At 62.9% G+C, this 20,297-nt stretch carries 21 protein-coding genes; 7 read left to right on the top strand and 14 right to left on the bottom strand.

Annotated features, from left to right (window positions below):
- The first annotated feature begins 82 nt into the window (after positions 1–82).
- Positions 83–493 carry an NADH:ubiquinone oxidoreductase subunit NDUFA12 gene (locus BLT42_RS11555; RefSeq protein ID WP_091770966.1) on the top strand — a complete coding sequence of 137 codons (411 nt, stop codon included), beginning with the start codon at positions 83–85 and terminating at the stop codon, positions 491–493.
- A 153-nt stretch (positions 494–646) separates the two neighbouring features.
- Entirely contained in the window at positions 647–1,111 is a 465-nt protein-coding gene (locus tag BLT42_RS11550; RefSeq protein ID WP_091770932.1) for a DUF2155 domain-containing protein, read from the top strand.
- On the opposite strand, the gene aat is transcribed toward BLT42_RS11550, so the two are convergent.
- The 4 genes from aat to aroQ are packed head-to-tail and all read right to left on the bottom strand — an operon-like array spanning position 1,078 to position 4,083.
- Entirely contained in the window at positions 1,078–1,746 is a 669-nt protein-coding gene (gene aat, locus BLT42_RS11545) for a leucyl/phenylalanyl-tRNA--protein transferase (protein WP_091770930.1), read from the bottom strand. The genes BLT42_RS11550 and aat overlap by 34 nt on opposite strands.
- A gap of 15 nt (positions 1,747–1,761) precedes the next feature.
- On the bottom strand, positions 1,762–3,108 hold the full coding sequence (accC, locus tag BLT42_RS11540) for an acetyl-CoA carboxylase biotin carboxylase subunit (RefSeq protein WP_091770928.1): 1,347 nt from the start codon (positions 3,106–3,108) through the stop codon (positions 1,762–1,764).
- A gap of 27 nt (positions 3,109–3,135) precedes the next feature.
- Positions 3,136–3,621 (bottom strand): acetyl-CoA carboxylase biotin carboxyl carrier protein, encoded by a 486-nt coding sequence (gene accB / locus BLT42_RS11535; protein ID WP_091770926.1) that lies wholly within the window; start codon positions 3,619–3,621, stop codon positions 3,136–3,138.
- 21 nt (positions 3,622–3,642) lie between these two features.
- Positions 3,643–4,083, bottom strand: coding sequence for a type II 3-dehydroquinate dehydratase (gene aroQ, locus BLT42_RS11530; protein ID WP_091770924.1), 441 nt, complete (start codon positions 4,081–4,083; stop codon positions 3,643–3,645).
- 75 nt (positions 4,084–4,158) lie between these two features.
- Between aroQ and thiS the strand changes: the two genes are divergently transcribed.
- Positions 4,159–4,359: a sulfur carrier protein ThiS gene (gene thiS / locus BLT42_RS11525; RefSeq protein WP_091770922.1), complete on the top strand. Its 201-nt coding sequence runs from the start codon at positions 4,159–4,161 to the stop codon at positions 4,357–4,359.
- Positions 4,360–4,378: 19 nt separating this feature from the next.
- A complete protein-coding gene (locus BLT42_RS11520) occupies positions 4,379–5,164 on the top strand; it encodes a thiazole synthase (protein ID WP_324609754.1) in 786 nt (261 codons plus the stop codon).
- Between the two features lie 7 nt (positions 5,165–5,171).
- Here the strand turns inward: BLT42_RS11520 and BLT42_RS11515 are convergent, their stop codons facing one another.
- Together BLT42_RS11515 and BLT42_RS11510 are read right to left on the bottom strand one after the other, a co-directional pair.
- Positions 5,172–5,915, bottom strand: a complete 744-nt coding sequence (locus BLT42_RS11515; protein WP_091770920.1) for a DsbA family protein — start codon at positions 5,913–5,915, stop codon at positions 5,172–5,174.
- Positions 5,916–5,996: 81 nt separating this feature from the next.
- The gene (locus tag BLT42_RS11510; protein ID WP_091770918.1) at positions 5,997–6,458 is read right to left on the bottom strand and encodes a RidA family protein; all 462 of its coding nucleotides are present in this window, start codon (positions 6,456–6,458) and stop codon (positions 5,997–5,999) included.
- Between the two features lie 101 nt (positions 6,459–6,559).
- On the opposite strand from BLT42_RS11510, the gene BLT42_RS11505 reads away from it, so the two are divergent.
- Positions 6,560–7,486 (top strand): alpha/beta hydrolase family protein, encoded by a 927-nt coding sequence (locus tag BLT42_RS11505; RefSeq protein ID WP_091770962.1) that lies wholly within the window; start codon positions 6,560–6,562, stop codon positions 7,484–7,486.
- On the opposite strand, the gene BLT42_RS11500 is transcribed toward BLT42_RS11505, so the two are convergent.
- Both BLT42_RS11500 and BLT42_RS11495 read right to left on the bottom strand, forming a co-directional pair.
- Positions 7,398–8,720: a DNA polymerase IV gene (locus BLT42_RS11500; protein WP_091770916.1), complete on the bottom strand. Its 1,323-nt coding sequence runs from the start codon at positions 8,718–8,720 to the stop codon at positions 7,398–7,400. The two genes, BLT42_RS11505 and BLT42_RS11500, sit on opposite strands and share 89 nt — an antisense overlap.
- The gene (locus tag BLT42_RS11495) at positions 8,717–9,658 is read right to left on the bottom strand and encodes an ROK family protein (protein WP_233342454.1); all 942 of its coding nucleotides are present in this window, start codon (positions 9,656–9,658) and stop codon (positions 8,717–8,719) included. The genes BLT42_RS11500 and BLT42_RS11495 overlap by 4 nt, the downstream gene beginning before the upstream one ends.
- A 155-nt stretch (positions 9,659–9,813) precedes the next feature.
- Here BLT42_RS11495 and BLT42_RS11490 point away from each other — a divergent pair, with 155 nt between their 5' ends.
- Positions 9,814–10,179, top strand: coding sequence for a response regulator (locus BLT42_RS11490; RefSeq protein ID WP_091770958.1), 366 nt, complete (start codon positions 9,814–9,816; stop codon positions 10,177–10,179).
- 11 nt (positions 10,180–10,190) lie between these two features.
- Positions 10,191–11,555 (top strand): PleD family two-component system response regulator, encoded by a 1,365-nt coding sequence (locus BLT42_RS11485; RefSeq protein ID WP_091770914.1) that lies wholly within the window; start codon positions 10,191–10,193, stop codon positions 11,553–11,555.
- Between the two features lie 111 nt (positions 11,556–11,666).
- Here BLT42_RS11485 and rpmG read toward each other — a convergent pair whose 3' ends face one another.
- The 6 genes from rpmG to BLT42_RS11455 form a co-directional block, all read right to left on the bottom strand.
- Positions 11,667–11,834, bottom strand: a complete 168-nt coding sequence (rpmG, locus tag BLT42_RS11480; RefSeq protein ID WP_009800672.1) for a 50S ribosomal protein L33 — start codon at positions 11,832–11,834, stop codon at positions 11,667–11,669.
- An 83-nt stretch (positions 11,835–11,917) separates the two neighbouring features.
- Positions 11,918–13,096, bottom strand: a complete 1,179-nt coding sequence (locus tag BLT42_RS11475) for an MFS transporter (protein WP_091770912.1) — start codon at positions 13,094–13,096, stop codon at positions 11,918–11,920.
- 57 nt (positions 13,097–13,153) lie between these two features.
- Positions 13,154–13,834, bottom strand: coding sequence for an NUDIX hydrolase (locus BLT42_RS11470; RefSeq protein ID WP_091770910.1), 681 nt, complete (start codon positions 13,832–13,834; stop codon positions 13,154–13,156).
- The gene (gene rnr / locus BLT42_RS11465; protein ID WP_091770908.1) at positions 13,831–16,089 is read right to left on the bottom strand and encodes a ribonuclease R; all 2,259 of its coding nucleotides are present in this window, start codon (positions 16,087–16,089) and stop codon (positions 13,831–13,833) included. Before rnr ends, BLT42_RS11470 begins: the two co-directional genes overlap by 4 nt.
- 5 nt (positions 16,090–16,094) lie before the next feature.
- Positions 16,095–18,797 (bottom strand): type I DNA topoisomerase, encoded by a 2,703-nt coding sequence (gene topA / locus BLT42_RS11460; RefSeq protein WP_091770906.1) that lies wholly within the window; start codon positions 18,795–18,797, stop codon positions 16,095–16,097.
- 119 nt (positions 18,798–18,916) lie between these two features.
- Positions 18,917–20,209 carry a D-alanyl-D-alanine carboxypeptidase family protein gene (locus BLT42_RS11455; protein ID WP_091770904.1) on the bottom strand — a complete coding sequence of 431 codons (1,293 nt, stop codon included), beginning with the start codon at positions 20,207–20,209 and terminating at the stop codon, positions 18,917–18,919.
- Positions 20,210–20,297: the final 88 nt, after the last annotated feature.

Below are 20,297 nucleotides of genomic sequence, written 5' to 3'. Positions count from 1 at the left end.
AGTGTTCAAGACTGGACCCGATGGCCATGCGAAGGCATATACGGGTGAATTCCTCGCCGCGACCGACTCGGAGCCGCACACCATGTTGGGTTTTATCTCCAAGATTTTCATCTGGTGGAATGATGCCACGCCGGGCACCTTTCTGACGCTTTCGCGTCGCGGTGCCAAAAAAGTTGGCGAAGATGATTACGGCAATCGCTATTTCGAAGAGAGTGGCGTCACCGGGCCCGACGGCAATAAGCGCCGCTGGGTGATCTATAAGGGTTATGCCGACGCCTCGCGCGTGCCGTCCGATTGGCATGGCTGGCTGCACCACACCTTTGACCTCCCGCCAAGCGAAGCGCCACTGCCACGCCAGGTCTGGGAAAAGGACCATCATCCCAATCTCACCGGCACGGTCTATGCCTATCGGCCGACGGGCAGTCTCGTCACGTCCGAGAAGCGCCAGGCGTCGACCGGCGATTATGAAGCCTGGTCACCTGAATCAAACTGACGCATTCCAGCCAGAACGGGACCGGTTTGCGGTTCAATGGCTCGACGGTCAGAAATCAGTGCCGTTTCGGACGGAATATGTGACGAAGCGGCTCGAATCGCCTGTCGGGCGAATGGCCTCGACAGCGACTTAATCCCGGGGCAGTTTCCAATCATGATGCGTTTTTTCACAGCCCTGACACTCGCGGCCTGTCTGCCGCTCGGCCTGCAGGCCCAGGACAATGACCCCGCCAGTCGTCCCGATGCCGGTGCCAGCCTGCGTGGCGATGATCCGGACCTGCGGGCGAACCGGGGATTGTCGAGCCGGCCGGGCTCCATTGTGGTGCTGCGCGGCCTCGACAAGGTGACGGCCCGGACACGCGATTTCGAAATCCCGATTGGCGAGAGTGTTGAATTCGGCGCCCTGACCATCACCGCGCAATATTGCCGCAAACGGCCACCGGAAGAGACGCCGGAGACCTATGCTTTCCTGCAGGTCGTTGACCGTCGCACCGATGGGTTCGGCGTCGATATCGCAGGCGAGATGGTCTATTCGGGCTGGATGTTCGCCTCACGGCCGGCACAAAACCCGCTCGAACACGCGATCTATGATGTCTGGGTGCTCGACTGCAGGCCCTGAATTTCCTGCAAGGCCTGAGCGCCGCTGATCTGCGCGGGCAAGCCAAAGAAATCCGCTTTTAGTTCCAGGGCCGGGGCCAGACGGGCCTGGTAGTCGGCGCGCGTGATCGAATGGGCGCCGAAGGTTTCCAGATGCTCGGTCGTGAACTGGGTGTCGAGCAGGGCATAGCCGCCCGCAATCAACCGGGCGAGCAGGTGCACCAGCGCGACCTTGCTGGCATCGCGTTGCAGCGAAAACATGCTCTCGCCAAAAAAGGCGCCGCCGAGCGAGACACCATAAAGCCCGCCGACCAGCTCGCCATCGCGCCGGCATTCGACGCTATGGGCATGGCCATGGCGATGCAGCTCGAGATAGAGGCCGAAAATCCCGTCATTGATCCAGGTTTCCTCGCGCCCCGGCGCGGACTGGCAACAACCGTTGAGGACGGCCTGGAAGTCGCGATTGATCCTGACCTCGAACCCGTCCTGGCGGACGGTGCGTTGCAGCCGGCGCGGAATGTGGAAATCGTCGAGCGGCAGGATTCCGCGCTCGTCAGGGTCGAGCAGATAGATGCGCGGATCATCGCGACCTTCCGCCATCGGGAAAACGCCGCGCGCATAGCATTCGAGAAGTTCTGTGGCCCCGAAGCCGCGCATCATCCCTCCGCCTGCCTAGACCTCGCGGCTGGCCAGCCAGTCTTCCAGCCAGCGAATATGGTAATCACCATTCACGAATTCCGGCTCCTCCAGCAGGTTGAGGAAGATTGGAATCGAGGTTTCGATACCACCGACCACCATCTCCTCGAGCGAGCGGCGCAAGCGCAGGAGCGCTTCGGCACGGGTGCGTCCATGCACGATCAGCTTGCCGATCAGGCTGTCATAATAGGGCGGTACGGAATAGCCGGTATAGAGCGCCGAATCGAGCCGCACACCGAGCCCGCCCGGAGCGTGGAAATCGGTGATCTTGCCCGGTGAGGGCGCGAAGGTGCGGGGGTTTTCCGCATTGATCCGGCATTCGATCGAATGGCCTTCAAACTTGATGTCTTCCTGGCGGATATCGAGATGGGCACCATCGGCGACGCGGATCTGTTCGCGCACCAGATCAATGCCGGTGATCATTTCGGTCACCGGGTGCTCGACCTGCAGGCGGGTATTCATTTCGATGAAGTAGAATTCGCCATTCTCGTAGAGGAATTCAATCGTGCCGACGCCGCGATAGCCGATCACTTCAATCGCCTTGCGGACCGTTTCGCCGATCGTGGCGCGCTCCTCGGCCGTCAGGGCCGGTGAGGGGGCTTCCTCGAGGATTTTCTGGTGGCGGCGCTGCAAGGAGCAATCGCGCTCGCCCAGATGCACGACATTGCCATGCATGTCGGCGAGGATCTGGATTTCGATATGGCGTGGCCGGCCGAGATATTTCTCGAGATAGATCGTGCCATCGCCAAAGGCTGCCGCAGCTTCCGCCGAAGCGGTCTCCATGGCTTCCTGCAGCTTTTCTTCGTTCTCGGCGACCTTCATGCCGCGGCCACCGCCGCCGGACGCCGCCTTCACCAGCACCGGATAGCCGATGCCGGATGCTATTTCCTTGGCTTCCTTGATGTTGGAAACGCCGCCTTCGGAGCCGGGCACAACCGGAATACCGGCGGCCATCACGGCTTTCTTGGCGGTGATCTTGTCACCCATCATCCGGATATGCGCGGCCGTCGGTCCGATAAAGGTCAGGCCGTGGGCCTCGACGATCTCGGCGAAGCGGGCATTTTCCGACAGGAAGCCATAACCGGGATGGATCGCCTGGGCGCCCGTCACTTCGGCGGCGGCTATGATGGAGGGTATGTTGAGATAGCTCTTCGCGGCCGAAGCCGGGCCGACACAGACGCTTTCATCAGCGAGGCGCACATGCATGGCATTGGCGTCGGCTTCCGAATGGATGGCGACGGTGCGGATGCCCATTTCACGGCACGCCCGGTGGATGCGAAGGGCGATTTCGCCGCGATTGGCGATCAGGATTTTATCGAACATGTTTGGCGCTCGCGGCAGGGGTGAGCGTTAGATCAGGATGAAGAGCGGCTCGCCGAATTCGACCGGCTGGCCTTCTTCGACAAGGATTTCCGAAATCTTGCCTGATTTTTCCGCAATGATCGGGTTGAAGGTTTTCATCGCTTCGATCAGCAGGATGGTGTCACCCTTTTTCACCGTTTCGCCGATCTTGACGAAATTATCTGATTCCGGATTGGGCTTCAGATAGGCGGTGCCGACCATCGGCGAATTGACGACGCCGGGATGGGCGCTGAGATCGCCGGCGCCGCCGACAGGGCCGGGCGTTTCCACGGCATAGCCTGGCGTTGCGGCGGCCGGAGCCGGTGCGGCAACAGCCTGTACCACAGGCGCGGCCTGCAGCTGGCGGGCGATGCGCAGACGAAGATCGCCGCGCTCAACCTCAATTTCCGACAGATCGGTCTCGCGCAGGATATCGGCGAGCTGGCGCACGATTTCAGGGTCGATAGGCGAACGGCTTCGGGTCTCAGAACTCATGATTTGGGCCTTTTGGATCCGTCAGTGATGCAGGCAATGCAAGGCTGCGTCTATTCCCAGCAGATAACTTGCCAGACCAAGTCCGGTAATACTGCCCCTGGCAGCAGAGGCGACGAAGGAATGGTGCCGGAATGTCTCCCGGGCGGCGGTCTGGCTCAAGTGAACTTCAATAACCGGGGGTTCTATCGCGCGAACCGCGTCATGCAAAGCCACAGATGTATGTGTATAGGCACCCGGGTTGAAGATCACTGCGCTGGCTTTGAGATTGGCCTCATGCAGCCAGTCGATCAGCACGCCCTCATGGTTGGATTGGCGGAATTCGACGGTCTGATTCAGCTTGCCGGCATGGGCTGCGCAGGCGGCGGCGATATCGTCGAGCGTCATCGCGCCATAGATTTCCGGTTCACGCGTGCCGAGGAGATTCAGGTTCGGTCCGTTGAGGATGTAGATCGGTTTCGTCATGGCCTTGCCTTACCGCCTGCATAAGTTCTACGACGTCAGCCAGCCTCGATACAAGCGGAGTGAGCGGAAGCCGTGTTGCAACTGACAGTCAATGGTGAAGCGCGAAACATGCCGGCGGGAAGCCGCATCACCGATCTTGTGCGTGAGCTCGGCCTGGACGGACGCAAGATCGCCGTCGAACGCAATCTCGAAATCGTGCCGCGGTCGCGCTACAGCCTCGATTCGCTGGCGCAGGGTGATCGCATTGAAATTGTAGCCTTTGTTGGCGGTGGATAAAATGGAAGACGGATCAATCATGACGCAGGCAATGACCGACAAGCCGCTCGTGGTCGCGGGCCGCACGCTCACCTCGCGCCTGATCATCGGTACCGGCAAATATGCCAGCTATGAGCAAAATGCCCGTGCGCTGGAAGCCTCCGGTGCCGAGATGATCACCGTTGCGCTGCGTCGGGTGAATCTGTCGGATCCGTCCGAGCCGCGCCTGGTCGATTTCATTGATCCGGAAAAATACATCTTCCTGCCCAACACGGCGGGCTGTTTCACCGGTGAGGACGCGGTGCGCACGCTGCGGCTGGCCCGCGAAGCGGGCGGCTGGAGCCTGGTGAAGCTGGAAGTCCTGTCGGACCCCAAACATCTCTATCCCGACATGGCCGAAACCCTGCGGGCCGCAGAAATGCTGATCAGGGAGGGCTTTGACGTGATGGTCTACTGCTCCGACGACCCGGTCTATGCCAGGCGCCTGGAGGAAGTCGGCTGCTGCGCCATCATGCCCCTGGGCGCCCCGATCGGCTCGGGCCTGGGGATCCAGAATCCCGTCAATATCCGCCTGATCATCGAGCAATCATCGGTGCCGGTGATCGTCGATGCCGGCGTCGGCACGGCCTCCGATGCGACGGTGGCGATGGAGCTGGGCTGTGATGGCGTGCTGATGAACACCGCCATCGCCGAGGCGAAAGACCCGATCCTCATGGCCTCGGCCATGAAGCATGCCGTCATCGCCGGCCGGCAATCCTATCTTGCCGGCCGTATGCCGAAAAAGCGCTATGCTGATGCGTCCAGCCCGCTCTTCGGCCTGATCTGACGATCCGTCAGCCGCGGAGTGCGCGCTGCAGCGCCTCTTCCAGGGCCAGTGAGTTGGCCCCGGCGACGACGGTGCCGTCGACGATAAAGAAGGGCGTGCCGGAGACTTCCAGGGCCTGGCCCAGGGCGCGCACATCGAGGATATGAGCCATGATCGCCTCATCCTCCATGTCGGTGCGCATCTGTGCGACATCGACGCCGGCCAGCGCCGCGAGCTGATCAATGCGGTCCGCTGGCAGCGGGCCGCTGGCATTGATCATGGAGCGGTGGAAGAGTTCATAGATTTCCGGACCCTGATTGAGGGCGGCCAGCGCGGCCCGGGAGGCTTCCAGCGAATCAGGGCCGAGGATGGGGTATTCCTTGAAAATGAACTGGACGCGGTCGCCATAGCGCTCATTGACGTCGGTCACCCACTCATTGGCGACGCGGCAATAGGAGCATTTATAGTCCATGAATTCGACAATGGTGACGTCCGGTTCGTCGCCGCCGAAACGCGGGTCGCGCTCATCGCCGTAAATCGCAGCGACATTGCGCTCGATCGCCGAATAGACATTCTCCATTTCACGCGCCTGGGCGCGGCGCTGTAATTCGATCAGCGCCTCCTCGATGACTTCCGGGTTTTCCAGGATATAGGCGCGCACAATTTCGCCGACTTCCTCACGGGAGCGCTCATTCAATTGGGCATCGGCCGGGGATTGCTGGCAGCCGAACAGGAAGGCGGCGGCAGTCATAATGGCGAACAGGCGAAGCATAATTCAATTTCCTTGTTATCGTCCGCTCCCTCTATCCGAGAGCGGCCCGCGGCACGAGGGGCGAGATGTAATATCTGAGCGTCAGGCGATCACGAAAACGCCATCGACCTCGACAGCGGCGCCCAGCGGCAGGACCGGGCAGGACACCGCAGAGCGGGCATGACGGCCCGCATCGCCGAAGACCTCGACCATCAGGTCAGAACAGCCATTGATGACTTTGGGGATGTCGGTGAAGCCCGGCACGGCCGCGACGAAGCCGCCCAGTTTGACGACGCGTTTGAGCCGCGCCAGATCGCCGCCACAGGCAGCCTTCAGCTGGGCGATCAGATTGATCCCGCACAGGCGTGCCGCGGCCTGGCCTGCCTCGACGTCCATATCCAGGCCCAGCGTGCCCTTGATCAGACCGTCCGGACCGATCGAAACCTGGCCGGAGATATAGACCTGGTCGCCGGTGCGCACGAAGGGCACGTAATTGGCAACCGGGGCGACGGGCTCGGGCAGGCTGATGCCCAGCTCGGTCAGGCGGGTTTCGAAGGTGGACATGAGAACTCCAATCTGTTGTTGCGCCAAGATTAGCGGCGTATCGGCGTCATGCAATCAGCTTGTCTTGACTTGACGTGCGCGTCATCGGGCATGGTGTCGTCATGACAGCAATCATCCACGAATCAGAGATCCGGTTTGACGCGCGCGACGGCTATGAGCTGTCGGGTCTCATCATCGCGCCGGACGCCCCGAAGGCCGCGGTGCTGGTCTCCTCGGGGACCGGCTTCCCCAAGGAACTCTACCGCCGCCTGGCGCGTCAGGGCGCAGCGATGGGCTATGCCTGCCTGCTGTATGATTATCGCGGGATCGGTGCGTCGGCGCCGCGCCAGATGAAGGGGTTTCAGGCCGATATTGTCGATTGGGGCCGGCTCGATTTCGCGGCCGCTCTCGACCGCGCGCAGGCGCTGGCACCGGAGGCACCGCTCTACACGCTGGGCCATTCGGTGGGTGGCCATTTGCCCGGCTTCGCCGATAACGGCCTCAAGCCGGCCGCGCACGCCCTGGTCAGTTGCGGGACCGGCTATTGGGGCGCCCATGAGCCCGGCTACAAGCCGACGGCGCTCTTTTTCTGGCTCCTCTACGGACCGGCCTGCCTGGCGTTGACGGGGCATATTCCGTCCGGCGGTGGATGGGGCGGCACGGCGCTGCCGCGCGGCGTGTTTGAACAATGGCGCCGCTGGGCCTTCAAGCCGGGTTATTTCGGCGATGAACTCGGCGCGCTTGGCCCGCATTGCTTTGACCGCATCACGGCGCCGATCTGCGACTGGACCTTTACCGATGACACCCTGGCCAGCCGCCGCGCGGCGCTGGATTTGCTGGCAATCTACACCGCCGCCGAGACGCAATTGCTGCGTTTGGAGCCGGGTGAGATTGGCGCCCCGGGGGTGGGTCATTTCGGCGCCTTCAAACAGGCGGCGCAGGGCTTCTGGCCGATGCCCTTCAGCTGGTTTGACCAGGTTTCACACGGGGCGGGTTCGGGGCCCGGTCGGGGGTCTGTTTCGGACGCGGCTTCAACGCCCGTCCCTTGACCACCGCATCACCGCCAAATTTGGCCCGCGCCTTGTCCATGGCGCGTTCGGCCGTGGCGCGGCGGATCGCATTCGGGTCGAGCAGGTCGCCGCTGTCGCCGACGGCGTCCTGAAGGCTGGAGAACCCGATCCCGATCAGGCGAAAGCGCGTGCCATCAACCTCCGGCGCGAGCAATTCGCGGCCGACCTTGAACAGCGTATCGGCCAGCTGGCTCGGTTCGTTCAGCGTGCGACGGCGGGTGCGGCTGCGAAAATCAGCCGTCTTCAGTTTCAACGTCACCACCGAGCCGGAGATTCCCTTGGCCTTCATCTGGTCGGCGACTTTCACGCATTGACGCCAGAGCTGGTCTTCCAGTGATTTCAGCGCACTGTGATCGGCGTTGAAGGTCGTCTCCGACGAGACACTCTTGCGTTCGCTTTCCGGTTCGACCCGGCGGTGATCCTCGCCGCGCGCCAGCCGCGCCAGTCGATAGCCGAAATCGCCATAGCGTTTGGCCATGTCCCTGTCGCTCTGGCGGCGGATATCATTGAGCGTGCGCAGCCCGTCGCGTTCCAGCTTGGCGGCGAAGGCGGGGCCGACGCCATAGATGGATCGCACCGGCCGGGGGCCGAGAAAATCCATCGCTTCGGCCCTGCCGATCACCGCGAAACCATCGGGCTTGTCGAGATCGGAGGCGGTCTTGGCGAGGAATTTGTTGAAGGACAGGCCGACCGAGACCGTGATCCCGACCTCGCTCTGGATCCGGCGTTGCAGTCTGAGCAGGGTGAGGGCGGGCGGGGCACCATGCAGGCGTGTCGTGCCGGTCAGGTCGAGAAAGGCCTCGTCGATCGAGAGCGGTTCCACCAAGGGCGTCACATCGCGCATCATCTCGCGGATGCGCCCGCCCTCGCGGGCGTATTTGGCGTGGTCGCCGCCGATGACCACAGCGTCAGGACAGGCCTTGAGCGCCTTGAACATCGGCATCGCCGAATGCACGCCATACATCCGCGCGACATAGCAGCAGGTCGAGACTACGCCGCGCTGGCGACCGCCGATAATGACGGGTTTGTCGGCCAGTTCGGGATTGTCCCGTTTTTCGACGGCCGCGTAGAAGGCATCGCAATCGATATGCGCAATCGAGAGCGTGCCCAGTTCGGGGTGAAACAAATGCCGGTGTGAGCCGCAGGCCGGGCAGGCATCGACCGGCTTGGCCAGCGATGTCAGACAGACGCGGCAATAGCCCGAATGGGTCATGGAGCCTCAGCTGGCCATAGCCAGGCCGCTCCGCGCACGCCGGAGCTGTCGCCATGGCGGTGCGTTACGATTCGGGTGCGTATGGTGTCGGAGAACAGATAGGCCGGCAGCCCGGCCGCTGCCCGCTGCGCCAGGCCTGGCGCGTTGGAGACACCGCCGCCGAGTACGACCACATCGGCATCAAGAATATTGAGCACGCTGGCAATGCCGCGGGCGAGCCGGTCGCTATGCAGCGCGACGCTGTGCCGGGCGGCGGTGTCGCCCGTCCCGGCAGCGGCGAATATCTCAGCCGCATCCAGATCGCCGCCATTGCGGCTGGCATGATCGCGCGCCATGCCCGGCCCGGACAGCCAGGTTTCATGGCAGTTCGACTGGCCGCACCAGCAGGCCGCCGACGGCTGATCTGATTCGTTTGGCCAGGGCAGGGGGTTGTGGCCCCATTCGCCGGCAATCCCCTGAGCGCCGCGCAATAATTTTCCGTCGATGGCGATGCCGCCGCCAACCCCGGTCCCGAGGATGATTCCGAACACGATGCCCGCGCCTTCGCCCGCGCCATCGACGGCTTCCGAGAGGGTGAAGCAATCGGCATCATTGGCCAGACGCACCGGCCGGTTGAGTGCTGTCTCGACGTCGCCGGCAAAGGGCTCGCCATTGAGCCAGGTCGAATTGGCATTACGCATCAGGCCCGTGGCCGGGCTGATCGAGCCGGGATGACCGATGCCGATGCGGCAGCCGCCGCCATGCGCGCGCTCGATTGCCGCCACCAGACCGGTTATCGCCTCGAGGCAGCCGCGATAGGTTTGCGGGGCCGGGATGCGGCGGCGATCAATGATGGCGCCGGCCGGGTCCATCGCGATGGCCTCGATTTTCGTGCCGCCCAGATCGATGCCGATTCGAATCATGCTTTCGCCGCTTTCCGGTGCCGATATACTACCCATGCCGATATTTGTTCTTATCTTGTTCCTTTTGGCGATGAAAGTGGCGGCTGACTCATTGTTGGTTAAGGAAGATCGGGTTTAGTGCGGATGGGGTTCAACAGGCGCGGTACAAGCGCTCAAACAACGGGAAGCGCGTCATCGACATGCTGCAGGTCATGCCCAAAAAGGTCCTGATTGTCGAAGACAACGAGCTGAACATGAAGCTGTTCAACGATCTGCTCGAGGCTCATGGCTATGAGACCTTGCAGACCAAGGACGGCTTCAAGGCCATGGAAATGGCCCGTGAACATCTGCCCGATCTCATCCTGATGGATATTCAATTGCCGGAAGTGTCCGGCCTTGAAGTGACCAAATGGCTGAAGGATGACGAGACCTTGTGCTCGATCCCGATTGTGGCAGTGACCGCGTTCGCGATGAAGGGGGATGAGGAGCGGATTCGTCAGGGGGGCTGCGAGGCCTATCTCTCGAAGCCGATTACGGTCACCACTTTCATCGAAACCGTCCGACACTTTCTCGATTAGGGGTCGATGCGATGAGCGCGCGAATCCTGGTTGTTGATGACCAGCCGGCCAATGTCCGGCTGCTTGAGGCCAAGCTGCAGGCCGAGTATTTCGACGTCTGTACGGCCGTTGACGGATTTGCTGCCATCGAAGCGGCCAAGCTTGAACAACCCGATCTGATTCTGCTCGACGTCATGATGCCCGGCATGGATGGCTATGAGACCTGCCGGCTTCTGAAGGACGAGCCGCGTACCCGGCATATCCCTGTTGTGATGGTGACCGCGCTCGATCAGCGCGAAGACCGTATCCGGGGCCTGGAATCGGGCGCCGATGATTTTCTCACCAAGCCGATTGATGATGTCACCCTGTTCGCCCGCGTCCGCTCGCTGCTGCGTCTCAAGACCGTGCTCGACGAATTGCGTCACCGCGAATCAAGCGATGCGCTGAGCTATGTCATGTCCGAGCCGATTGGCGATCTGGACTCCGTTGCCCGGGCTGTGGTGATCAGCGGCGATCCGCGGGCCGCGACGCGCTATGCCGCCGCCATGCCGGCCCAGGTTCGTACCCAGGTCGAGACCGACCCGGTGACGGGGCTCGAGGCGGCGCGGAGCAATGCCGATCTCCTGATCGTTGATCTGACCAGTCCCGGATTTGACGGACTGCGTCTTTGCGCCCGCATCCGCGCCGATGCCGCGACGCGTCAATTGCCGATTCTGGCCGTGATCAATCCCGGCGATACGCCGAGCGCCGTACGTGCCCTCGACCTGGGCGTGAACGATATTATCCATCGCCCGGTTGATGCCGGCGAGATGATGGCACGCGTGAGCACCCAGTTGCGGCGCAAGCGCTATGCGGATCGATTGCGCACCCAGCTCGATGAGAGCCTGGAAATGGCGATCACCGATCCGCTGACCGGGCTGCATAATCGCCGCTATATCGCCTCCCGCCTGCATCAGGCGATGGAGAGCTCCAATAATGGCGGGGCGCCGGTCTCCCTGCTGATCGCCGATATTGATCACTTCAAGAGTATCAATGACCGGTATGGCCATGAAGGCGGCGATTACGTGCTGCGCGGCTTTGCCGAACGGGTGCAACGCGACTTGCGGGCGCTCGATCTGGCGGCCCGTTATGGCGGCGAGGAATTCGTGATTGTTATGCCGGGAGCCGGGCTGGCCGAGGCCCGGGGCGCATCGGAGCGCCTGCGGGCGTCCATTGCATCGGAACCCTTTGATCTCGGCGATGGACGTTCAGCCTGTGTCACGGTCAGTATTGGCTGTGCCCAGGCCGAGGATGGTGAGAGCGCCGAATCGCTGCTGCGCCGGGCCGATGAAGCGCTCTATCTCGCCAAGGATGAAGGGCGCAATCGCGTCGAGGCAGCGCATAGCGCTGCGGCCTGACCGGGGTTGGTCAGAGCTGACCCAGCTCTTTCCTGATAGCCAAAACACGTAGAAGGCCGCAGCGTGTGCTGCAGCCTGATCTACGCTTGGCAAGTCAGACGGAAAACCGTCTTACTTGATTTTGCCTTCTTTGAATTCGACGTGCTTGCGGGCGACCGGGTCGTACTTTTTGAGCACGAGCTTTTCGGTCATGGTGCGCGCATTCTTCTTGGTCACGTAGAAATAACCCGTGCCAGCCGTGGAGTTCAGGCGGATCTTGATGGTAGTAGGTTTCGCCATGGCTCAGTCGTCCTGATGCTGCGCGCGCGCTCGGCCCCATGCCGTCGCGAGAGCGCGCGAACATACGCAAGGCGCAGCAGGTGTCAACTGCGGCGCGCCGCTTTCAGGTGTGTCACGGCGAGGAAGAGCAGATACGCGCCCGCGCTCGCTGCCAGAACGACCACCAGGCCGGCCGGGCCAAAGCCGTCCATCGCCAGGCCGGCAGCCGGTGGCGACAGCAGAGACCCCAGCCCATAGGCGAAAATGAACGCCGCATTGGCCGCTGCGATGCGTCCACCGGTAAAACGTTCTCCGAGCAGGGACAGGCCCACGGAATAGAGTCCGCTGGCGACGCCCGACTGGATGAAGAGGATCGGCACGAGCAAGCCGATCCGCGTTCCGGCGACCCAGACAAGCAGTGGCCCGAGCGTGGCCACCAGGGCTACTCCCAGCAGGGTGTTGCGGCGCCCGGTGCGGTCAGCGATCCAGCCCAGCGGAATCTGGAATACCAGGACGCCCATCGCGACCGCAAACACCATCACCCCGATCGAGGTATGATCGATCGCGATGCGCTCGGCATAGACCGGCAGCATGGAGAAGGTCAGGGTTTCGATCGCGCCGAAGGCGAGGCCCGCCAGAATGGCCGCAGGCGCCGATCCGGCCGCGGCGAGGATCGCCCTCATTGAAGAGTCTTCATGCGCCGGGGCGGTGGCCTGAGGGCCATTGAGCAGGGCGACGGGGATGATGCCGAGCAGGAATATCCCGCTGGCAAGATAGAACGGCAAGACTTCAGCCGTGCTGAAGACGGCGAACAGCAAGCCACCAATACCGAAACCGCCGGCTAACGCGGTGCCGTAAACGCCGAGCATGAAGGCCCGGCGTTCCGGTGTCACGATCTGGTTGATCCAGGTTTCGGAGACGACAAAGACGACCGTGATGAAGCATCCAACGACAAAGCGAAGGATGAACCAGGGAACCACGGAGGGCAGGATCGGGAATAACAGGAAAACGGCGGCCGACAGGACGAGCGAGCCGATCAGGAGCGTCCGCGCCGGCGCCATCGCCATCAGTCGGGGCACGAGAGGCGCCATCACCAGGGTTGATATGGCGAGCGCAGCGCCATTCAATCCAACCACCAGACCGGAGCCGGTCATGAATTCCAGCCGCAATGAAATCAACGGGATGGACAGGCCAAATATGATACCGCACACCGCCGCACAACTGATGGCGGCGAACAGGGCGCGATTATTGGCGTATTGCGGGGCGTTGAGAAGCGTAATCATGGCTCAGCTATAGGCAGGCCCGGATCGTGCGTCAGTGGATTTCTGCACCTGGGCCGGTCACAGAGTCTCGATCGCCATTTTGCCGCGAACGTCACGAATCCAGCGGGTTGGCTGAGGTGAGGGCGGCAGGACGCGGCCCAGCTCATCGAGCACGAAATGCGTCACCATGGGCAGGTCGAGTGTGCGGGCCTGGTCCAGCGGCACCCATTGCACATCCTCAAGCTCGGAACTCGGCTCCGGTGCCCGGTCATCGCACAGCGCGTCGGCATTCGCGGTAAAAAACCAGGTGTCGAAACGCCGTGACCGGCCCGGCGGCGTTACCGCCCGGGTGATCAGGCGCAAGGCCGACAGATCCGGCACCACGCCCGCGGCCCGGAATGGCGCCCAATTGCCGTGGCGCGAGCGGAATGATCCTTGCCGGCCGATCAGAAGGCCTGTTTCCTCAGCCGTTTCGCGCACCGCCGCGATCGCTGCAGCGCGCGCGCGGCGTTCCGGCAGGACCCGGCTCATCACGGCCAGAATGTCGGAGGGCAGATCCTGCGCCAGCGGTGCCGTCAGATCCGCGCGGTCGACGCGTCCGCCCGGAAACACGTATTTGTTCGGCATGAAGACATGGCGCGCCGAACGCCGTCCCATAAGGACTTCGGTCGTCTGCCGGCTGCCGCGGGTCAGGATCAGCGAGGCGGCCAGACGAGGGCGCAGCGCCTTGGTGGCCGGTTTGCGGGTCTCGTCACTCACCGCCGTTTGCCCTTTTTCCAGGGCCGTCCGCCGGTGCGACCGGCGGCCGGAGCGCTGCGGCCAGTGCCACGCTTGGGCCGCGGGCCGGGCTCGGCCTCGGTGACCATGTCCAGCAGCAGGCCACCGGTAATCGGCGTGGCTTCCTCGATCCGCACTGAGACGATCATACCGAGACGGTAGCGTCCGCCCGTCTGCTCGCCGATCAGGGCGTGGGCGCGATCATCATGGACGAAGCGCTCCTCGCCCAGACGGCTGATCGGCACCAGCCCGTCGGCGCCGGTGGCGGCGAGGCGGACAAAGGCGCCAAACCGCGTCACGCCGGTGATACGGCCGGGGAATTCGCCGCCGACATGATCGGCCAGATAGAGCGCGACAAAGCGGTCAACCGCATCGCGTTCGGCGGCCATGGCGCGCCGTTCCAGCTGGGTGATCTCCTCGGCGATCGAGGTCAGGCGGCTGCGTTCTTCATCGCTCTGCCCGTCATCACCCAGATTGAGGGCGCGGATCAAGGCCCGGTGCACGGTCAGGTCGGCATAGCGCCGGATCGGCGAGGTGAAGTGGGCATAGCGTTGCAAATGCAGGCCGAAATGGCCCTGATTGACGGTGTGATAGACGGCCTGGGACTGGCTGCGCAGAACGACCTCATTGACGGTCTCATAATGCTCGCCGCCCTTGGCCTGTTTGAGCAGGTGATTGAAACGGCTGGTCGCGATCTTGTCGCCACGCGTCCATTTCAGGCCGACATTGGGCAGATAGTCCGCCAGCGCATCGATTTTCTCGCGCGAGGGCTCTTCATGCACCCGGTAGATCAGGGGCACGCGTCTCTCTTCCAGGGTTTCCGCAGCACAGACATTCGCCTGGATCATGCATTCCTCGATCAGGCGGTGGGCGTCGAATCGCTCGCGCAGCTCAATTCCGGTCACCTTGCCGTCAGCGCCGACCTGGACGCGCCGTTCGGGCGAGTCGATCTCCAGCGGTTCGCGTCTGGCGCGAGCCACGCACAGGGCGGCGTAGGCGCTCCAGAGCGGTCGCAGGACCGTGTCGAGCAGGGCGTTGGCCTTGGCATTGCCGTTGCCGTCTATCGCCGCCTGGGCATCATTATAGGAGAGCTTGGCGGCGGACTTCATCCAGCCACGCAGGAATTTGTGGCTCTTCTTGTTGCCATGGCGATCAAACACCATGCGGACCGCGAGGCAGGGGCGTTCCTCGCCCTCGCGCAAAGAGCACAAATCATTGGACAGGCGTTCGGGCAGCATCGGCACGACGCGGTCGGGCAGATAGACCGAATTGCCGCGCTTGAAGGCGCCGCGGTCAAGCGCGCTGCCGGGCGTCACATAGGCGGCGACATCGGCGATCGCGACCATCACGATCCAGCCGCCCTCATTCTTCGCATCGGTGTCGGCGGCGGCCCAGACGGCATCGTCATGGTCCTTGGCGTCTTCCGGATCGATAGTCAGCAGGGGCAGGTCGCGCAGATCTTCACGGCCCTGCCGTTTGGCCGAGGCGATGGTTTCGGCTTCGCGCATTTCCTGGTCAGCGAAGCCCATCGGCACGCCATGCGAGTGCAGCGCAATCACGCTGCCGGCGCCGGGCGAATTGACATCGCCGAGCACTTCGAGAATCGTCGCTGTCTTCAGCCCGTTGCGGCGTTCCTTGGCGAGTTCGCACACCACCAGCTCGCCATCATTGGCCTTGTCGGATTCGCCCTTGGCCGGCACCAGCTCGTGGCGCGAACGGCGATCAACCGGCACCAGCCGGTATGGTCCCTTGGCGGGCTTGCGCAGGACGCAGAGAATCTTCTGAACCGAATGCCCGAGCTTGCGGATCAGGCGCGCTTCATAGCCGCCCTCATCATCGACAGCCAGACGCACCAGGGCCTTGTCACCCACCCCGAGCGCCGCTTCGCCGCGACCGCCGGCCCCCTGGCCGGGTGCAAGCCGGATGAGCGGCACCTTGCCTTCGGCACGGGCCGGCTGGGCCAGCAATTCGCCATCGATATCGCGGCCGGTAATTTCGACCACGCACACGGCGGGCAGTTCTCCGGCCAGGGCGTAATTACGCTGGTCATCGCGCCGGATCACGCCCTCGGCTTCAAGGCCGCCGAGTGCCTGTTTGAGCAGGTGTTTCTGTTCACCGGTCTTGAGACCGAGCGCGCGGGCAATGCCGCGCTTGTCGAAACTGCCGGCGCCAAGCTTGATGGCCTCGATCAGGGTTTCCCGGCTGAAGCCGGAAGCAGTCTGTTCCTTGTCGCTCACCGCGATTAATCCGCCTTTCCGGCAGCTGGTTTCTTCGCCGCCGGCTTTTTCGCGGCGGGTTTCCTGGCTGCGGCCTTTTTGGCCGGAGCCGTCTTGGTAGCGCCGTCAGCCTCGTCGTCAGCCGCCGCCTTGGCCGGGGCTTTCTTCTTGGCTGGGGCTTTTTTCTTTGCGGCCGGCTTTTTCGCCGGGGCCTTTTTCTTGGCGGCCGGTTTCTTCTTCGGCTTGGCACCCTTGGCGGCGCGCGCCTCGACCCATTCCATGGCCTGTTCGACGGTTACCGTTTCCGGATCGGTGCCCTTGGGCAGAGTGGCATTGATCTTCTCATACTTCACATAGGGACCGAAACGGCCGCTCATGATCCGCAATGGCTTGCCATCATTCTCGCCGAGATCCTTCAGCGTCGTGGCGGAATTCTGACGCCCGCCGCCGGCCTTCTTGTCGGCCAGCACGGCGACAGCCCGGTTCAGTCCGATATCGAACACATCCTCGACATTGGGGATGTTGGCGTAGGTCTTGCCATGATGAACATAGGGGCCATAGCGCCCGATATTCGAGGTGATCAGCTCGCCATCTTCCGGGTGCGGACCGATGGTGCGCGGCAGGGCGATCAGCTTGATCGCCTGTTCATCGCTCAGGGTCTGCGGATCCCAGCCCTTGGGGATGGAGGCGCGCTTGGGTTTGGCATCTTCGTCCTCGCCGGGGATTTCGAGATACCAGCCGAAACGGCCATTCTTCAGCATGATCATCGAACCGGTGACCGGATCGAGCGTGAGCTCGCGATCGCTATCGCCGGCACCCTCATCATTCGGGCTCATCTGGCGCGTGAACTTGCAATCGGGATGGTTTGAACAACCTAGGAAAGCGCCGAACTTGCCAAGTCGCAGGCTCAGCGTGCCTTCCTTGCAGGACGGACAGAGGCGCGGATCGCTGCCGTCTTCCTTTTCCGGGAAGATGTGCGGCGCCAGGGCGTCGTTCAGTGCATCGAGCACGGCGGTAATGCGCAGCTCGCCGATATCGTCGATGGCGGCACGGAAATCGGTCCAGAAGTCGCGCAGCAATTGCTTCCAGTCCAGCTCGCCGGCCGAGACCTTGTCGAGCTGGGTCTCGAGCGCCGCGGTGAAATCATATTCGACATAGCGGGCGAAGAAATTCTCGAGGAAGGCGGTGACGACCCGGCCCTTGTCCTCGGGATAGAAACGATTCTTCTCTAGGCGGACATATTCGCGTGCCGACAGGACCTGCAGCGTTGAGGCATAGGTCGAGGGGCGGCCAATGCCGAGTTCTTCCATCCGCTTGACCAGCGAGGCTTCGGTGAAGCGCGGTGGCGGCTGGGTGAAGTGCTGGTCGGCATGGGTCTTGGCAATGCCGACATCGCGGCCTGCAACGACTTTAGGCAGACGGGCTTCGGCCTCGTCTTCCTCGTCATCCGTGCCTTCCTGGTAGAGGGCCAGGAAGCCGTCGAACAACAGGACCGAACCAACGGCGCGCAAGGCGGTCTTCTGGTCAGCACTGGTAATGTCGACCGTGGTGCGCTCGAATCGGGCGCTTTCCATCTGGCTGGCCATGGCACGGCGCCAGATCAGCTGATAGAGGCGCGCCATGTCGCCATCAAGGCTGAGGGATTCCGGCAGGCGTGAGAAGCTGGTCGGCCGGATGGCTTCGTGAGCTTCCTGGGCATTCTTCGCCTTGGTCACATAGACGCGCGGCGCGGACGGTACATAGAGCGCGCCATGTTCGCGTGAGATCACATCGCGGGCCTGATTGATGGCGGCACCATCGATCGAGACGCCGTCGGTCCGCATATAGGTAATGAGACCGGTGGTCTCGCCGCCCAGATTGACACCTTCATAGAGTTTCTGCGCCGTCTGCATGGTGCGCGTTGCCGAGAAGCCGAGCTTGCGCGCGGCTTCCTGCTGCAGGGTCGATGTGGTGAAGGGGGGCGGCGGATTGCGCCGCGTCGGCTTGGCCTCGACGGCGCTGATGGTGAATCTGGCCGCATCAATCGCAGCGACGGCCGCATTGGCCATGGCGCGGTCCTTGAGCGACATTTTCTGCAGCTTCTTGCCGTCATGGGTGACGAGGCGGGCGCGGAATGTGTCGCTGCCCGAGGCGATGTCGGCATCAACCGACCAGTATTCCTCGGAGCGGAATTTCTCGATTTCCAGTTCGCGGTCGCAGATCAGGCGCAAGGAGACAGACTGGACCCGGCCGGCCGAACGCGAGCCTGGCAGTTTGCGCCACAGCACCGGGGACAGGGTGAAGCCGACCAGATAGTCGAGCGCCCGACGGGCCAGATAGGCATTGACCAATTCCATGTCGACAGCGCGCGGATGCTTCATCGCATCGAGCACCGCCTGTTTGGTGATGGCGTTGAAGGCCACGCGCTCGATCTTCACATCCTTCAGGACGCGGCGCTTGGTCAGCGCTTCGAGCAAATGCCAGGAGATGGCTTCGCCTTCACGATCCGGGTCAGTCGCGAGGATCAGACGGTCGGAATCCTTGAGGGCGTCGGCGATCGCCTTGACGCGCTTGGCTGAGGCCGCGTCGACCTCCCACATCATCGCGAAATCTTCGTCCGGTTTCACCGAGCCATCCTTGGCCGGCAAATCGCGCACATGGCCGAAACTGGCGAGCACGATAAAGTCCGAGCCGAGATATTTATTGATGGTCTTGGCTTTGGCAGGGGATTCTACGACGACAACATTCATCGGGTTCATTTCCGGGGCGGGATGAGGGTGACCAGGCTGCGGTCAAGGCGCCGGAAAGTGTGCGAGCAGGCAGGCTAAGTCAACAGACAGGCGGCTTTTGGCCTGAATGAACGGCGCTTCTATCGTCCGGGGGCGACTGTATAGCAAGGCTCATTGCGGGCACCAAGTTCGGCACAGGCATGAGCGGCCTCTTCCGCCGTCAACGATTCGAAACGGGCGCGCCACAGGCGATTGCCGCCGACATCGACAGCCCGCGCCGCCGGTTGGGCCAGGCCCAGGATTGAGGAAGCGGGTGTGACGCGGTCAAGCCGGTCACGCGCGGCCGCAGCCGAATTATAAGCTCCGACCTGCACGGACCAGGCTCCGCGCAACAAGGAAGGCTCGGCCGGTGCTCTGTGCGTGGCGGGGTGAGCATCAGCGAGTTGGGACGTCTCATCAGCCAGCACGATGCGAAGCGGCGGCGCTGCTTGCGCGGACCCCATTTCGACGGGTTCCGCAAGGCCGAGGGCTGCGACATCCATAGCGATCAGCGCCTGCTGGCGGATCGGATTGATGCGCGGCGAGGAGAGGGCGGCAAACAAGAGCCGGTCATCGCGCTGTTCCAGTGTCGAGAAGGCTGCGTCGAGCAATTCCTCGGCATGGGCGTCGCGCGATGCTGCCGTCGGGCCGCCCATGATGACAGCGATCAGCCGGTGCTCGCCGCGTTCGGCGGAAACGACAACATTGAAGCCCGAGGCGCGAATATAGCCCGTCTTCAACCCGTCGACACCATCGACACGGCCGACCAGCGTGTTGTGATTGCGGTAGGTTCGGCCATCCCAGACAAAGCGGGTTTCGTCGAAATAGTGGAAATACTGCGGGAAATCGCGCTGCAGGGCGATGGCGAGCCGCGCCATGTCGCGCGCTGTTGTGACCTGGCGGTTATCGGGCAGGCCGGACGCATTGCGGAAAGTGGTGCCCGGAAGGCCCAGCTCGTGCGCCCGTGTTGTCATCGCTGCGGCAAAACCGCTCTCGGTGCCACCGAGCCGCTCGCCGACAGCGACGGCAACATCATTGGCGCTGCGCACGACCAGCGCCCGGATCGCGTCCTCGGTTGAAATTGTCGAGCCAATGGGCAGGTCAAGACGTGAGGGCGGCGCGTTGGCGGCGCGCGCTGATATCCGGATCGGATCACGCAGCCCGATCTCACCGGCTTCCATCGCCTCGAACAGCATGTAGAGCGTCATCATCTTGGTCAGCGAGGCGGGGTAGCGCGTGGCCTCCGACTGGCGGGAGTGCAGCACAACCCCGGTATTCTGGTCGACGACAAAGGCTGCATAACGCGAGGTGTCAGCCTTGGCCGACGAAAGCGGAACCATCAGGCTCAGGGCCAGCAACAAGGCTGCGGCGAGGCGGGGGGCGTACGAGATCATCCCGGCAGTGTCCGACGCGCAGAGTTTCCACTCGGTTAAGGGCTTTCAGGCCTTGCCCAAAAGAAAATGGTGCGCTGCACAATAATCC

Source organism: Maricaulis salignorans, from assembly GCF_900103475.1.
GTDB lineage: Bacteria > Pseudomonadota > Alphaproteobacteria > Caulobacterales > Maricaulaceae > Maricaulis > Maricaulis salignorans.
This window is presented reverse-complemented; position numbering and strand designations above follow the sequence as displayed.